This window comes from Profundibacter sp. (genome assembly GCF_965277155.1).
Lineage (GTDB): Bacteria > Pseudomonadota > Alphaproteobacteria > Rhodobacterales > Rhodobacteraceae > Profundibacter.
In genome coordinates this window covers 264,360-279,206 of sequence record NZ_CBDIBV010000005.1, presented here as the reverse complement: position 1 = coordinate 279,206, position 14,847 = coordinate 264,360, and the positions used below count along the sequence as shown (strand labels likewise).

12 protein-coding genes and 1 pseudogene are annotated in these 14,847 nt (G+C 58.1%); 9 read left to right on the top strand and 4 right to left on the bottom strand.

Annotation, left to right across the window (positions count from 1 at the left end; genetic code table 11):
- Nucleotides 1-20 precede the first annotated feature (20 nt).
- Nucleotides 21-484: pseudogene (locus ACQY4M_RS05425) on the bottom strand (Lrp/AsnC family transcriptional regulator).
- A 99-nt stretch (nucleotides 485-583) separates the two neighbouring features.
- Between ACQY4M_RS05425 and ACQY4M_RS05420 the strand changes: the two are divergent.
- The 5 genes from ACQY4M_RS05420 to ACQY4M_RS05400 all read left to right on the top strand — a co-directional run bounded on the left by ACQY4M_RS05420 (nucleotide 584) and on the right by ACQY4M_RS05400 (nucleotide 6,003).
- Nucleotides 584-1,972 (top strand): aminotransferase class V-fold PLP-dependent enzyme, encoded by a 1,389-nt coding sequence (locus tag ACQY4M_RS05420; RefSeq protein WP_428541773.1) that lies wholly within the window; start codon nucleotides 584-586, stop codon nucleotides 1,970-1,972.
- Between the two features lie 88 nt (nucleotides 1,973-2,060).
- Entirely contained in the window at nucleotides 2,061-3,146 is a 1,086-nt protein-coding gene (gene hisC, locus ACQY4M_RS05415) for a histidinol-phosphate transaminase (protein ID WP_428541770.1), read from the top strand.
- A complete protein-coding gene (locus ACQY4M_RS05410; protein WP_428541767.1) occupies nucleotides 3,146-4,060 on the top strand; it encodes a prephenate/arogenate dehydrogenase family protein in 915 nt (304 codons plus the stop codon). Before hisC ends, ACQY4M_RS05410 begins: the two co-directional genes overlap by 1 nt.
- A 98-nt stretch (nucleotides 4,061-4,158) precedes the next feature.
- Nucleotides 4,159-4,959 carry an extensin family protein gene (locus ACQY4M_RS05405; RefSeq protein ID WP_428541764.1) on the top strand — a complete coding sequence of 267 codons (801 nt, stop codon included), beginning with the start codon at nucleotides 4,159-4,161 and terminating at the stop codon, nucleotides 4,957-4,959.
- A 441-nt stretch (nucleotides 4,960-5,400) separates the two neighbouring features.
- On the top strand, nucleotides 5,401-6,003 hold the full coding sequence (locus ACQY4M_RS05400; RefSeq protein ID WP_428541761.1) for a hypothetical protein: 603 nt from the start codon (nucleotides 5,401-5,403) through the stop codon (nucleotides 6,001-6,003).
- 137 nt (nucleotides 6,004-6,140) lie between these two features.
- On the opposite strand, the gene ACQY4M_RS05395 is transcribed toward ACQY4M_RS05400, so the two are convergent.
- Complete coding sequence (locus ACQY4M_RS05395; RefSeq protein ID WP_428541758.1) at nucleotides 6,141-7,184, bottom strand: IS5 family transposase; 1,044 nt, start codon at nucleotides 7,182-7,184, stop codon at nucleotides 6,141-6,143.
- Between the two features lie 194 nt (nucleotides 7,185-7,378).
- On the opposite strand from ACQY4M_RS05395, the gene ACQY4M_RS05390 reads away from it, so the two are divergent.
- Nucleotides 7,379-7,651, top strand: coding sequence for a hypothetical protein (locus tag ACQY4M_RS05390; RefSeq protein WP_428541755.1), 273 nt, complete (start codon nucleotides 7,379-7,381; stop codon nucleotides 7,649-7,651).
- A 26-nt stretch (nucleotides 7,652-7,677) separates the two neighbouring features.
- On the opposite strand, the gene ACQY4M_RS05385 is transcribed toward ACQY4M_RS05390, so the two are convergent.
- Nucleotides 7,678-8,691 (bottom strand): DUF2125 domain-containing protein, encoded by a 1,014-nt coding sequence (locus ACQY4M_RS05385; protein ID WP_428541752.1) that lies wholly within the window; start codon nucleotides 8,689-8,691, stop codon nucleotides 7,678-7,680.
- A gap of 81 nt (nucleotides 8,692-8,772) precedes the next feature.
- Between ACQY4M_RS05385 and ACQY4M_RS05380 the strand changes: the two genes are divergently transcribed.
- The 3 genes from ACQY4M_RS05380 (at nucleotide 8,773) to ACQY4M_RS05370 (ending at nucleotide 12,359) form a co-directional block, all read left to right on the top strand.
- On the top strand, nucleotides 8,773-9,303 hold the full coding sequence (locus tag ACQY4M_RS05380) for a gamma-glutamylcyclotransferase (RefSeq protein WP_428542092.1): 531 nt from the start codon (nucleotides 8,773-8,775) through the stop codon (nucleotides 9,301-9,303).
- Nucleotides 9,304-9,375: 72 nt separating this feature from the next.
- Nucleotides 9,376-10,548 (top strand): biopolymer transporter ExbB, encoded by a 1,173-nt coding sequence (locus tag ACQY4M_RS05375; RefSeq protein WP_428541749.1) that lies wholly within the window; start codon nucleotides 9,376-9,378, stop codon nucleotides 10,546-10,548.
- Nucleotides 10,548-12,359 (top strand): peptidoglycan -binding protein, encoded by a 1,812-nt coding sequence (locus ACQY4M_RS05370; protein WP_428541746.1) that lies wholly within the window; start codon nucleotides 10,548-10,550, stop codon nucleotides 12,357-12,359. Before ACQY4M_RS05375 ends, ACQY4M_RS05370 begins: the two co-directional genes overlap by 1 nt.
- Before the next feature lie 119 nt (nucleotides 12,360-12,478).
- On the opposite strand, the gene clpA is transcribed toward ACQY4M_RS05370, so the two are convergent.
- Nucleotides 12,479-14,800, bottom strand: a complete 2,322-nt coding sequence (clpA, locus tag ACQY4M_RS05365) for an ATP-dependent Clp protease ATP-binding subunit ClpA (protein WP_428541743.1) — start codon at nucleotides 14,798-14,800, stop codon at nucleotides 12,479-12,481.
- Between the last annotated feature and the right edge of the window lie 47 nt (nucleotides 14,801-14,847).

Below are 14,847 nucleotides of genomic sequence, written 5' to 3'. Positions count from 1 at the left end.
CCTTTTGCTGTTGGGCTGTATTACAGGGGCAGCGGCCGTCCTTCGGCAATCGATTCCATCGCGAAATAGGATGTGACTGAATCCAGTTCCACCTTTTCATCAGCCGCTGGTAAACACGGTCATAACTGGCCATGTCTTCGGTCACGACCTTTAGCTGATAGTCGTAATCACCACCGATCCGGTGGAAATCCACCACCTCGGGGATGGTCAGTACATGGCGACGAAATTGCGCCAGCCAATCCGCCGAATGGTGCCGCGTGCGCAACATCACAAATACCACCAGCCCCAAACCCAGTTGTTGCCGGTCAAGCCGTGCGGTTGCTCCGCGCAACACGCCGGCCGCTGTCAACGCCTGCAACCGCCGCCAACAGGCGTTTTGCGAAATGCCGATCCGGTCGGCCAATTCGCGTTGCGACAGGTCGGCGTTTTCCTGTAGCTGTTTCAATAGCTGCCTGTCTATATGATCTACAATTCCTTGTTTCATGTGGTCATATGACAACTAAATCAGGATAAAAACAAGTAAACTAAGATGATAATTGCAAGCAAACGGGTGCATTATTGGGAAAAGAATAGGAATTATCCCATGCCTCTGAATGCTTTCAAATCCATGCTGTCCAGTGAAACCCCGATTGCCGACATAAGTGCCGGATTGATCGGTGAAGGCGCGATGATCCCCGGTGCCGATGGTCCCGTGCCGCTGGTTTATGCCGATTACGTCGCTTCGGGCCGTGCCCTGCGGCAGGTCGAGGAATTCATTTCCGAACAGGTGCTGCCCTATTATGCCAACAGCCACACCGAAGCGTCCTATTGTGGTGGCTTTATGACCCGTCTACGCGAACAGGCCCGTGGCGAGATTGCCCGCGTCACCAAGGCAGGCGAAGATTGCGCGGTGATTTACACGGGATCGGGCGCAACGGCGGGGCTGAATCGTCTGGTGGCCCTGCTGGGGGTGAACGAGGCGCAAAATCCGGTGGTGTTTATCGGCCCCTACGAGCATCACTCGAACATGCTGCCGTGGCGAGAGAGCAAGGCCGAAGTGGTTGAAATCCCCGAAAGCGCCAATGGCGGGCCTGATCTGGGCGTTCTGGAGCAGGCCTTGCAAGACCACGCTGATGCAGACCTGATGATCGGCAGCTTTTCGGCGGCCTCGAATGTCACCGGCATTATCACGGCGCCTGATCCGGTCACGCGGCTGTTAAAGAAACACGGTGCCTTATCGGTTTGGGATTATGCCGGTGGCGGGCCGTATCTTCCGATTGATATGTGCAGCGGCACGGACGTTGAAAAAGACGCGGTAGTGGTCTCGGCCCATAAATTCCCCGGTGGCCCTGCGGCCTCGGGCGTGTTGATCCTGCGCAAATCCGTGGTGCACCGCAATGTGCCCACAGCCCTTGGCGGCGGCACCGTCTGTTTTGTTTCGCCGTGGAACCACGACTACACCGGCAACCTGTCCGAACGCGAAGAGGCGGGCACGCCCAACGTCATCGGCGACATCCGCGCAGCACTGGTATTCCTGATCAAGGAAGCCATCGGAGAAGACCGTATCGCCGCCCGCGAAGCCGAATTCGTACAAATGGCCCGCCGTGGCTGGGCCAACAACCCGCGTCTGACCCTGCTGGGTCACCCGACCGCCCATCGTCTGCCGATCTTTTCCTTTCTGGTGCGCGACAGCGCCGGTAAACTGGTTTCCGAGCAGGTATTTACCCGCCTGCTGAGTGATATTTACGGCATTCAGGCCCGTGGTGGCTGTGCCTGCGCCGGCCCTTACGGCCACCGCTTGCTGAACATCAACCACGAGTATTCCGACCAGCTCCGACATGAAATCCTGACCGGAAACGAGGTACATAAACCCGGCTGGGTGCGTCTGAATTTCGGCTATCTGATGACGGATCAAACCGTGCAGTACATCATCGAATCCGTGAATGAACTGGCCGCCACTTTCGAGGAAACCGTCGCCCGCTACGCCGCATAAGCGCAACGGTTGCAAAATGCACAACTAATGCGTCTGGCATTGCCCCATCTGCTCGGTTAGAACCCTTCTTAACAGGAGTGTTGTAGCTATGACGGCCAATATTACCCCGCAGCCCGGGATCATGCAGATAGACCTTTACCAAAGCGGCAAAGCCACAGTGGATGGCGTGTCGGATGTGGTGAAACTGTCCTCGAACGAAAACCCCTTTGGCCCCTCCGAGGCCGCACAAGAGGCATTCGCGCGCGCGGCCCATGAATTGCACCGCTACCCGTCAACCGACCACGCCGAATTGCGTCAGGCGATTGCCGAGGTGCATAATCTGGATGCTGGCCGGATCATCTGCGGGGCGGGTTCGGATGAAATCATCGCGTTTCTGTGTCAGGCCTTTGCCGGTGTTGGCGACGAGGTTTTGTTCACCGAACACGGGTTTTCCATGTATCGCATTTCCGCCTTGGCAGCCGGGGCAATCCCGGTCGAGGCCAAAGAACGCGAGCGTGTCACCGACGTTGACGCCTTGCTGAATGCCTGCACCGATAAAACCCGTCTGGTGTTTGTCGCCAACCCGAACAATCCGACCGGCACCATGATCGGCGGCAATGAAATTGCCCGCCTTGCCGATGGCTTGCCGCCCAAGGCGCTGCTGGTGCTGGACGGGGCCTATGCCGAATATGTCGAAGGGTTTGACGGTGGCGCAGGGTTGGTGGACAGCCGTGATAATGTGGTGATGACCCGCACCTTTTCCAAAATCTACGGGTTGGGTGGGTTGCGGATTGGCTGGGGCTATGGTCCCAAACCATTGATCGACATCCTGAACCGCGTGCGCGGGCCGTTCAACCTGTCACAGGCACAGATGGCAGCGGCGATTGCGGCAGTGCGCGATCAAGAATACGTCACCAAATGCCGCGCGGAAAACACCCGTTTGCGGGCGTGGCTGGCCGAAGCCTTGGCCGAACTGGGTGTGCCTTCGGACACCTCGACCGCCAACTTCATTCTGGCCCGTTTCGCAAGCGAAGAAGAAGCCGTGGCCTGTGATGCCTATCTGAAATCCCAAGGCCTAATTGTGCGTCTGGTGAAAGGGTATAAATTGCCCAACTGCCTGCGTATCACGGTTGGTGACGAAGCGTCGTGCCGCCGTGTTGCCCATGCGGTCGCAGGCTTCAAGGAGGCGCGGTAATGACGCAGATTTACGAACGTGTCGCCCTGATCGGGTTGGGGCTGATTGCCGGTTCCATGGCCCATGCCATGCGCCGCGACGGGTTGGCCGGCGAGATCACGGGCTACGCCCGTTCCGGGGAAACCCGCAAGGTGGCGGCGGAAATCGGGCTGGTGGATCGCGTGTGCGATAGCGCGGCCGAGGCCGTTAAGGGTGCCGATCTGGTGGTGCTGTGTGTGCCGGTTGGCGCAATGGGGGCTGTTGCCGCCGAAATTGCCCCGCATCTGGACAAGGGCGTAACGGTGTCCGATGTCGGCTCGGTCAAGCGGGCGGTGATCGAGGCGGTGGGGCCGCATATTCCCGAAGGGGTGCATTTCATTCCGGCGCACCCGCTGGCGGGGACCGAGAAGTCGGGGCCGCACTCGGGCTTTGCCGAATTGTTTGATGACCGCTGGTGCCTGATCGTGCCGGTTGATGGCAGTGATCGCGTTGCAATCGACCGGCTGGAAAGCCTGTGGCAGGGTATGGGGGCCAGAACCGATGAAATGGAGGCCGACCACCACGATCTGGTGCTGGCCGTCACCAGTCATGCCCCACATCTGATTGCCTATACGATGGTTGGCGTGGCAGATGATCTGGGGCGGGTGACCGATACCGAAGTGGTGAATTACTCCGCAGCCGGTTTTCGTGATTTCACCCGGATTGCCGCATCAGACCCGACCATGTGGCGTGATGTGTTCCTGAATAACAAGGACGCCACATTGGAAATTCTGGGCCGCTTCACCGAGGAACTGTTTGCCCTGCAACGGGCCATCCGCACCGGTGACGGGGATCACCTGTATGATTATTTCACCCGCACCCGCGCCATCCGTCGCGGTATTATCGAGGCAGGGCAGGATACCGATGCGCCCGATTTCGGACGGGTAAAAAATTGATGTTGCGGCTGTTCGGAGTCCTGCTGACGTTGGTTTTATCGGCGCAAATGGCACTGGCCAATGCGCCTTCGCGATCATTGCGGCCAATGGCGCGGCCCATGGCAACGGGCTATATTCCGCGTCCGACAACGGTTCCGGTTTATTATTACGCCCGCATACGCCCCGTGCCACGCCCCTATGCGACGCAGAGTGCATCACCAATGGTCGCCCCCGATTTGCGCCCCGATGTCGCAATCTTTATCGGCCCGCCGGGTCTTGCCAAATCCTTGCGCCCCCTGCCGCGCCCCCGCAATATGCGCCGGATTATCGCGCGGGCCAATACGGCGCCCGAAATGGTCACACCGGCCCGCGTTGGCCGTGAAGTGCGCGGGCCGCGTCGTGGGTCGGTTTGCGGTGATCGTGCCATTCGCGGGCAGGCGATTGCGCCGGTGCGTGGACGCGGGGCTTGCGGTATTCCCAATCCGGTCAAGGTGACGGCTGTGGATGGCGTTTTCCTGACCACCCCTGCAACCATCGACTGCACCACTGCCAAGGCGCTGAAACGCTGGGTTCATAGCGGCGCAAAACCGGCGGTCGGGCGGATGGGTGGCGGTATCAAATCGTTGCGGGTGGTCGCCAGCTATGCCTGCCGTACCCGCAACAGTCATGCGGGCGCCAAGATTTCCGAACACGCCTATGGCCATGCGGTGGACATCGCCGCGATCAACCTTAAGAACGGCACCTCGCTGACTGTATTGAATGGCTGGCGCGACCGTCGCCAAGGGCCGGTTCTGAAACGCATGCACCGCGCTGCCTGTGGCCCGTTCGGCACCGTTCTGGGACCAAACGCCAACCGCTACCATCAGGACCATTTCCATTTCGACACGGCGCGATATCGCAGCGGTTCCTATTGCCGATAGCTAGGGTCAGGACCTATTAATCCTGTGCCACTGGCGCCGTTTTCCCGAAATATCAGCGGTTCGGGACGCGCCGTCAACAGTGGTTCTGTTCACAAGCGGCGCGAGCCGCTGAGATGAAGGGAAAACAGCGTCCTTCGGATTTGACGGATTTTCGCGCCGAGCTGCGTTACAATGCCTTGAAGTGAGCCGGAAAAGAAAACCTTCTGGGGGAAGGTTTTCCCGGCGAACAACCACTATTCCTGCGTCATTGTGCCTTGTCAGCACAAAAATCTGTCAAACCAGTGGCACAGGATTAATAGGTCCTGACCCTAGGGGACCAACCCGCTAATCCGACACAGCGCAATTCCCGATATTTCCACCCTTGCCTATTGCAATCGGTCCGGGAAACCATGCACCCTGTCATCCAAAACGAAAGATGTAATAGTTTTACGGTGACACGAAATGAAACGCCTCGCCCTCGTCATCCTGCTCCCCATCCTGATGCTCTATGGCTGCTTCAGGCTGACCTTTCCGACCTACAGCTGGCACCAGAAACTGACGCTGGTGGTCGAGACGCCGGACGGGGTGCGCAGCGGCGCTTCGGTTACCAGGCATATTGTCCGAAAACAGCCGACCTTTGGTCTTGCGGATGTGGGCAGCATTTCCCACAGCCTGCGCGGCGAGGCGACGGTGGTTGATCTGGGGGATGGGCGCTATCTGTTTGCGCTGCTCAACGGGCGCAAAGGGCTGGAGCGGGCGGCGTTTGCAGACCGGATACCCGCAGATCAAAGGCTGCACTTTGCAGTGAAACAGCTGGACGGCGCGGCCCCTGTGCCGCTACCGGACGCGCCGCTGCTGGTGACGTTTGGCGATCTGTCTGATCCGGCTTCGGTGAAGCGGGTTGATCCGGCGGATTTGGCGGCGACGTTTGGCGCGGGCTATGCCTTGCGCGAGATCACGCTGGAGGTGACGGACGAGCCGGTCACCGAGGGTGTGGTTGAGGGGGTGTTTGATTATTTCACTTGGCCTAAAGAGAAGCGCAAAGATTACAGGGAACCTCTGTAAATTCCCGTTTTCGCCTTCTTCGCGGCGGGGTGGACGGTTTTTCGCCTGTCCCGCCTGATTGCTTCGGATCATAAACCCATTTTCACCGGTTTCAAGCCGGTTTTGGGTATTTCAGGCACACCTCACCCCATGAACCCTTATCCCGGCGCCGCCAGGCCGCATTCGAACTGGACGAAGCGCTTCATGTTGTAGACCAGGTTCATCATCCCGATGCGAAATCGCGCCCGCTTCAGGCCGATGGAGCGGATCAGCTTGCCGCCCATGGAGCGCTCCTGAAAAGCGAATACATGCTCGACTCGGACCCGCACTTTCGAGCGCCTCCGGTTGGCCTTTTGCTGGCGCTCGCCAAGCGGCTTGCCGCGCCTGCCCTTGTGATGGATATGGCTGTGAAGCCCCCGCTCTTCCAGCTCGCTTTCGATCTTTTGCGAGCGATAGGCGCTGTCGGCCCACAGGTCCGATGAGGTGTTGCTCGCATCAATCAGACCGGCAAGCGCCTGGCTGTCATGCACGGCGGCATCGGTGACATCATAAGCGCGGATGAATTTGTGCCGCCGGTCGACATTGATGTGGTTCTTGTAGCCGTAATAGCTCTTGCCGTGCTTCTTCGTCCAGCGCGCATCCACGTCCTTCTGGCGCTTCTTGTGGGGTTTTTCCTCCCACTCTTCAGGCGTTTCGCTCGCCTTGATTTTCTCGTTCTCGTCCCTTTTGTTGTGCTGGCGCGGCGCCGGAACGATGCTCGCATCAACAATCTGCCCGCCCATCGCCAGATAGCCCTTTTCGCGCAGAAAGGCATCGAACTTGTCAAACAGCTCCTTCATCTTCCCGGCCCCGGCCAGCCTTTCACGGTAGGCCCAGATGGTCTTGGCGTCAGGTACGCTGTCTTCAATGCCAAGGCCGAGAAACCGCATGAACGACAGGCGGTCGCGGATCTGATACTCGATCTGATCGTCAGAGAGGTTGTAGAGCTGCTGCAAAACCATCGTCTTGAATATCAGCACCTCATCCCAAGGCGGGCGGCCAGCGTTGGATTTGCGCTGTTCGGGCGGCGTGCGCCATATGGCCTTCAGCTCGTCCCGGTAATCCTCGAACGGCACCATGTCGTTGAGCAACACCAGCGGATCACCAGATTTGTCCAGTCCCGCGTATCGGCTGGAAAGATCAAAAAATCCCATCTGACCCATGACAAAACCCCGTCGGTCGAATCATTTTCATCCTGATGACGATTCTACCCCGTCAGGCCGGATTTTGGGGGATTTTTAGAGGTTCCCTACTGATGTTCAGTTGGAGATTGTTCAACTTTCCCCATGAGAATTCCAAACCCTAATGGCACCACCACAATATTGACAGACAGCGACTTCATCGCGAGGAAATTGCAATGACCATTTCAAAAGACTTATTCTTAGCCATACTTTCTATGGATTCCTACAATCGGGGATATGGAACTGGTATTGAGCTTTCTGACGCGGTTGATACCAAAATTGGTGCCGCAAAAATTGGCAAAAGAATTCAAGACGTTTCTGACACTTTCGGAAGCGAAGCCCAAGCCGCCGGTTTCTACGCCATCGCCTATGATGTTGACGGGAGTGGTCCCTCGGGGCTGGCCGGTAAAACCGTGATCTCGTATCGGGGCACGGATGCGGCATTGTAGGGCGGGGTTCACCCCGCCGTCCGCCCTCAATACAAACGCGGCGCAGGCCCTATCGGGAACGGCCCCAGCGACATCTGGCCATCGGCAAAATTCAACGCAATTTTGATCACGTCCTCACCCTCGGACATGCCCGCCAGCACCTTTAACCCGTTCTGGATGGTCGGGGCGAATTCCGGGTCAACCGCGCCGCTTTGATCCGCCAGTTCATACATTTTCTGCCAGTTGATCGCTGTCAGGTTCAGCTTGCCTACCGGATAGCCATCCGTGCCGACCTGCAAGGTGCCTTCGGCCAGAAAGCGGATGTCGTCCCAGTGGATTGTCAGGTCTTTCACCTCGATTTCGGTGACTTTGGGATGTTCGCCACGGTCGGCGGTCAGGTCCAGCGGGTGGGACAGGCCCAGTGTGCTGTCCAGCTTGAAACTGTCAAACAGCGCCGATTGCTGGTGCGCGGGGTCAATCAGGGCGCGCAACTGGTCGGGCAGATCAATGCCCTGTGCCGAAATGGCCAGATCGTAAAACAGCGGTTTGGTCGGGGTCTGGCGCAGGGCCACGTTCCCTGCCTTGATCGTCGTTTCCCAGCCTTTGTTCGAAGATGCGGTCACATTCTTCATCTCGAAGCTGCTGCGATCAATGATCACATCGCCGCTGAACAGGGGCTTTGGCAGGAACACCACGCTGCCCCTTATCATCTCGCTGCGGATGGTGAATTCCTGTTTGGGCAGGGTCACAACCTGCTGCGGCGCCAAGGCGGCGATGATGTGATAGGGTTTGTAGCTAAGCGCGTAAATCAGGAAAAACGGGGCCTGCCAGCGGATGCCGTTGATCGTATTGGTCAGGTCCACATCCGTGATACGGGTGTCAAAGCGGTTGGGAAACCCCTGCACGGTCAGGTCGGAATAGGACAGGCGGATGGGGTCATCCGGCCCCAATTCCTGTGCCAGATAGTCCTTGAACCCCTGTTCCAGCTTGCTTGACCCTACAAACCAGTAACCGCCCCAAAGCCCCGCCATCACCACAATCAGGCTGATCAGTTTGCGCATATTTCGGCCTTTCTTTCCTGTCCGGTATTGGTGTTTATAAAGGCTGAGGCAAAAAGGATCAGACACATGGCAAATTCCCCGATGTGGGTGTTCGGATACGGATCGTTGATGTGGAATCCGGGGTTTGAATATTTTGACCGGCAGATCGCGACGCTAGAGGGCTATCACCGCTCGTTCTGTATGCGCTCGATCCACCATCGCGGCACAGATGCGCATCCGGGTCTGGTGCTGGCGCTGGATGCTGCGGAGGGGGCGTGTTGCGACGGGCTGGCGTTGAAGGTGGCGGCAGGTAAGGCCGAAAGCGTGCTGAACTATCTGCGTGAACGCGAGCTGATATCCTCGGCCTATGTCGAGGCCGTGTTGCCCATCACCCTGCGGGACGGACGGCAGGTGCAGGCCGTGACCTATGTGGTGGATGCGGATCATGTGCAGTATTGCGGCGGCTTGCCACTGGCAGAACAAGCCGGGATTATCGCCACAGCCGTTGGCGGGCGCGGGCCGAATGATGAATACCTGCACAACACCGCCGGCCACCTACACGAGCTGGGCATTTCCGACGATGATCTGGACTGGCTGTCCGCGCGAGTAAAAGCCCTGACAGAACAGCAATAAATTGTAGGTTGGCATCTGGGCCACATCGCACTATCGTGCATGAAAACAACAATCAGGTCAGGGAATGTCCAGATGGACCAGCCAGATCAACAGGCCAAAGCACATTTCACCCAGCCGGTAAGCCAGTTTTTGACGATGCTTGCCGTTGTTGGGGCGGTGGGTTTTGGGGCCTATATGACATTTTCACGGGTCGAGGCGTTCTATGACGCCAACCCCGTTTTGAACGGACTTATCCTGTCGGTGTTCGCCATTGGTGTGTTGGCCTGTTTCTGGCAGGTGCTGCAACTGGTGTCTTCGGTGAAGTGGATCGAAGGTTTCGCGCTACAACAGGACGACAGCGAAATGCCCAAGGCACCGCGTCTGCTCGCCCCGTTGGCTGCTTTGCTGCGCTCTCGGGGTGCACGGATGCAGATCGGGGCCTCATCATCGCGATCTATCCTTGATTCAGTGGCCACACGGATTGACGAAGCCCGCGACATTACCCGCTATATCGTTAATCTACTGATCTTTCTGGGCCTGCTGGGCACATTTTACGGGCTGGCCACAACCGTTCCGGCACTGGTCGATACCATCCGTTCACTGGCCACCGACAACACCGGTGACGCGGCCAGCGGTTTTACCCGTTTGATGACCGGGCTGGAAAAACAGCTGGGCGGTATGGGCACGGCGTTCTCGTCTTCATTGCTGGGTTTGGCGGGGTCATTGCTGGTGGGGCTGCTGGAACTGTTTGCCAGCCACGGCCAGAACCGGTTTTACCGCGACCTTGAGGAATGGCTGTCAACGATCACCCGCGTCGGGTTTTCCGATGGCGAAGGCGGCGAGCAAAGCGTTGTTGCCGGTGTGCTGGACCACATGTCTGAGCAAATGGAAACCATGCGCGAATTGTTCATGCAAAGCGACGCGGGCCGGGCCGCAGTCGATGAAAAGCTGGGGGCATTGGCGGTGTCGGTCGAACGGTTGACCGACCGTATGGCCAAGGATGCCAATGTTTCGGATTCACTGTTGAAGGTGGCCGAGGGGCAGGATGCGCTAGTTCAGTTGCTGGCGACACAGGCCGAAGAAGGTGCCAGTAGCGTTGATGCCGAAAGCCGGATGCGCCTGCGCTCGATTGATGTGCAATTGCTGCGCGTGCTCGAAGAAATGTCAGCCGGTCGTCAAGAGGTCACCGCCGAATTGCGTGGCGAAATGGCCGCCCTGACGCAGGCGCTGCGCGATATCACCCCCAAAGGGCGGAGGCAGGGCTAATGGCGCTTAGCCGTCGATCAGGACAGCGGTTTCAGGCCTCGATCTGGCCGGGGTTCGTGGATGCGATGACGGCGCTTTTGCTGGTGCTGATGTTCGTGCTGACCATTTTCATGGTGATCCAGTTTTTCCTGCGGGAAACCATCAGCGGTCAAGCCACCGAACTGGATGACCTGAACGCACAAATCGTCAGCCTGGCCGATTCACTGGGGCTGGAACGCCAGCGGGCAACCGCGCTTGAACAGGATGTGGCGCGGTTGGACAGCACGCTTGAACAGGCCCGTAAGGATGCCGATAGCCAATCGGCACTGATTGCTACCCTGACCTCGCAGCGGGATGCGCAGGCGGCGGAACTGGAACAGCAGCGCGCCTCGATCACCAGTTTCGAGGCACAAGTGGCAACCCTGTTGGCCGAACGCGACGCCGCCCGCAATGAGGGCGCGGCGCTGACTGCCGAACTGGAGGCGGCCAAAGAAGAACAGGCCAAGCTGGTTTCGGATCAGGAAGCCTTGAATCTGGCGCTGGCCACCGCACGGGATGAAGTGGATGCACAGGCCGAAATTGCGCGTCTGGCAGCAGCCCGCAAAGAGGCGCTGGAAGCATTGATCGCCGACCTGCGCACGAAAAACGAAGGGCAGGAAGCAACCCTTGCCCAGACCCGGGCGCAACTTGAAGCCCAAACTGCCCGCCAAAGCGAGTTGGAAGCACAGTTAAGCGAAGCGGAAAAGGCAAAGCTGGCGGATGCCGCCGCCGCCGAGGCTTTGCGCGAGAGGTTGAAAAATGCCGATACCGAACTGACAGCGATGACACTAGCGCTGGAAGAAGAGCGCAAGCGCGCCGAGGAAACCCTGACCTTGTTGGCCGCGGCAAAAGCCGCGAAGAGTGATTTGAATGCCAAACTGGCCGCCGCGGTTCTTGCTGCAAGCGAAGTCGAGGGCACACAAGAGGAAATTCAGGCCAAGCTGTCCAAGGCATTGGCCGAGAAACTGGCTGCCGAAGAGCGTGCCAAAGAACAGATGTCGGTGGCCGAGGAGCGGGCAATTCTGTTGCTGTCGGCGCAAAATTCCTTGGCCGATCAAAAAGAACAGTCGGCCGAGGCACAGCGCAAACTGGCCTTGTTGAATGCGCAGGTTGCCGAGTTGCGCAAGCAATTGACATCGCTGCAATCCCTGCTGGATCAATCAGCGGCCAATGATGTGCAGGCAAATATCCAGATCCAGACGCTGGGGACACAGTTGAACACCGCTTTGGCCCGTGTCGCATCAGAAGAAAAGCGCCGTCGCGAGTTGGAAGAGGCCGAGCGTAAACGGCTGGAAGAAGAAAGCGCGCGACTGGCAGCCGAAGCACAGGATCTGGAGCATTACAAATCCGAATTCTTTGGCCGGCTGCGGGATTTGCTTGCCACGCAAGAGGGCGTGCGGGTGGTCGGGGACCGTTTTGTGTTCTCGTCCGAGGTTCTGTTTGAACCGGCTTCGGCTGTCTTGTCTGCCGAGGGTAAGGCGCAGATTGCCAAGATTGCCGGCATATTGCGTCAGGTCGCCGATAAAATACCGCCGGAAATTAACTGGATCGTTCGTGTCGACGGGCACACCGATAATGTGCCGCTGTCAGGGACGGGGCGTTACCATGACAACTGGGAACTTAGTCAGGGCCGCGCCCTGTCCGTGGTGCGCTACATGGTGGAGCAATTGGATTTCCCGCCAAACCGTCTGGCCGCGAACGGGTTCGGGGAATATCAGCCGATCAATCCGGCCAATACACCCGAAGCCCGCGCCCAGAACCGGCGGATCGAGTTGAAACTGACCGAGCGCTAAAGCGCTTTGCTTTTGATCTGAATCGGCATGACCACCGAACGCCATTGCTCTGGCAATCGCTGCCTCGGTGGTCCTGCCGGTACTTGTCTCAAATGAAACGCAAAGCGCTGTAGGTAGGCCTATTCGGCGGTTAGCAACGGGGGTTTATTGCCGGACAGGCGCGGTTTCTGGATCGGCAGGATTTCGATATTCAGCTTACCACCCTTGACGCCAACCTTGACCAGACCACCTTTGGCCAGTTTGCCAAACAACAGTTCCTCGGCCAGCGGTTTCTTGACGTGTTCCTGAATGACACGGGCCAAGGGGCGGGCGCCCATCTTGTTGTCATAGCCCTTGTCGCCCAGCCAGTCGGCGGCGGCTTTGGTCAGTTCGATCGACACATTGCGGTCCATCAGTTGCGCTTCCAGTTGCAGCACGAATTTCTCGACCACCTGCGCAATTACATCCTTGCCCAGCGGGGCAAAGCTGACGACCGCGTCCAGACGGTTGCGGAATTCCGGCGTAAAGGTGCGCTCAATCGCGGCGGTATCTTCACCCTCGCGACGCTCGCGACCAAAGCCGATCGCCTCTTTCGCCATTTCGGATGCACCGGCGTTGGTTGTCATGATCAGGATCACATTGCGAAAATCCACCGTGCGTCCGTTATGGTCGGTCAGTTTGCCATGATCCATCACTTGCAACAGGATGTTGTAGACATCCGGATGCGCCTTTTCCATTTCGTCCAATAGCAGAACGCAATGGGGGTGTTGGTCGACACCATCGGTCAGCATACCGCCCTGATCAAACCCGACATAACCCGGAGGCGCGCCGATCAGGCGCGAAACCGCGTGTTTTTCCATGTATTCAGACATATCAAAGCGCAGCATTTCCACGCCCAGCACATCGGCCAGTTGTTTGGCAACCTCGGTCTTGCCCACACCCGTCGGGCCGGCAAACAGATAGTTACCGATGGGTTTTTCCGGTTCACGCAGACCCGCACGGGCCAGTTTGATGGCCGAGGCCAGCGCCTCGATCGCCGGATCCTGTCCGAACACAACGCGTTTTAGCGATTTTTCCAGATCGCGCAGGATTTCCGTGTCATCCTTGGACACGTTTTTTGCCGGAATCCGCGCCAGTTTTGAAACAACCGCTTCGATTTCTTTAACGCCAATCGTCTTGCGCCGTTTGCTTTCGATCACCAGATGTTGCGCCGCACCGGCCTCATCGATCACATCGATGGCTTTGTCGGGCAGCTTGCGGTCGGTCATATAGCGGGCCGACAGCTCCACCGCGGTTTTGATCGCATCCATCGTGTAGCGGATGCCGTGGTGTTCCTCGAAGTAGGATTTCACGCCTTTCAGGATTTTGATCGTATCCTCGACAGATGGCTCGTTCACGTCGATCTTCTGGAACCGGCGTGACAATGCGCGGTCCTTTTCAAAATGCTGGCGGAATTCCTTGTAGGTGGTCGACCCCATGCAGCGCAGCTTGCCGCCTTGCAAGGCCGGTTTTAGCAAGTTGGAGGCATCCATCGCCCCGCCGGATGTGGCACCAGCACCGATGATGGTGTGAATTTCGTCGATGAACAGCACCGCATTGTCGTGTTCTTCAAGTTCGTTCATCACGGCCTTTAGCCGTTCCTCGAAATCACCACGATAACGGGTGCCGGCCAGCAATGCGCCCATATCAAGCGAATAGATCGTGGTGTGGGCCAGAACCTCGGGTGTTTCGCCATGCACGATCTTGCGCGCCAGCCCTTCGGCAATCGCGGTTTTGCCAACGCCGGGATCGCCCACCAGCAGCGGGTTGTTCTTGCGACGGCGGCACAGCACCTGAATGCAGCGCTCAACCTCGTGATTACGGCCGATCAGCGGATCAATATCGCCCTTGGCGGATTTTTCGTTCAGATCGACGCAGTATTTCGCCAGCGCGGTTTCTTTTTCGCCTTCGCCATCGATTTCAAACGCTTCTTCGCCGAATTCATCCGCACCGGTCAGGGGGCGGGATTCGCTGAAATCCTCGTTCTTGGCCACGCCGTGGGCGATGAAATTCACCGCGTCATAGCGGGTCATGTCCTGTTCTTGCAAAAAGAACGCAGCATTGGATTCGCGTTCGGCAAAGATGGCGACCAGCACATTGGCGCCCGTCACTTCGGTCCGGCCCGAGGATTGCACATGGATCGCTGCGCGCTGGATCACCCGCTGGAAGGCGGCCGTTGGCACCGCTTCGGACCCTTCGATGGTGGTTTCCAGCGTGGCCAGATCATCGTCAATGAATTCGATCAGGGATTTACGCAACGCTTCCAGATCGACATTGCAGGCCTGCATCACTTTGGCGGCGTCCGGTTCGTCAATCAGGGACAACAACAGATGTTCCAGCGTCGCCAGTTCATGGCGGCGGGCATTGGCCAAGGCCAGTGCGGAATGGATTGCCTGTTCGAGGGTATTTGAGAATGACGGCACGCGATTTGTTCCTTTGCAGTTCAGGCGGATGATCCACCTATGACCTG

What these genes read in the sequence shown, in the direction of transcription:
- ACQY4M_RS05420 (WP_428541773.1), top strand. Translation starts at nt 584, where the DNA reads ATGCCTCTGAATGCTTTCAAATCCATGCTGTCCAGTGAAACCCCGATT.
- hisC (WP_428541770.1), top strand. Translation starts at nt 2,061, where the DNA reads ATGACGGCCAATATTACCCCGCAGCCCGGGATCATGCAGATAGACCTT.
- ACQY4M_RS05410 (WP_428541767.1), top strand. Translation starts at nt 3,146, where the DNA reads ATGACGCAGATTTACGAACGTGTCGCCCTGATCGGGTTGGGGCTGATT.
- ACQY4M_RS05405 (WP_428541764.1), top strand. Translation starts at nt 4,159, where the DNA reads ATGGCAACGGGCTATATTCCGCGTCCGACAACGGTTCCGGTTTATTAT.
- ACQY4M_RS05400 (WP_428541761.1), top strand. Translation starts at nt 5,401, where the DNA reads ATGAAACGCCTCGCCCTCGTCATCCTGCTCCCCATCCTGATGCTCTAT.
- ACQY4M_RS05395 (WP_428541758.1), bottom strand. Translation starts at nt 7,184, where the DNA reads ATGGGTCAGATGGGATTTTTTGATCTTTCCAGCCGATACGCGGGACTG.
- ACQY4M_RS05390 (WP_428541755.1), top strand. Translation starts at nt 7,379, where the DNA reads ATGACCATTTCAAAAGACTTATTCTTAGCCATACTTTCTATGGATTCC.
- ACQY4M_RS05385 (WP_428541752.1), bottom strand. Translation starts at nt 8,691, where the DNA reads ATGCGCAAACTGATCAGCCTGATTGTGGTGATGGCGGGGCTTTGGGGC.
- ACQY4M_RS05380 (WP_428542092.1), top strand. Translation starts at nt 8,773, where the DNA reads ATGTGGGTGTTCGGATACGGATCGTTGATGTGGAATCCGGGGTTTGAA.
- ACQY4M_RS05375 (WP_428541749.1), top strand. Translation starts at nt 9,376, where the DNA reads ATGGACCAGCCAGATCAACAGGCCAAAGCACATTTCACCCAGCCGGTA.
- ACQY4M_RS05370 (WP_428541746.1), top strand. Translation starts at nt 10,548, where the DNA reads ATGGCGCTTAGCCGTCGATCAGGACAGCGGTTTCAGGCCTCGATCTGG.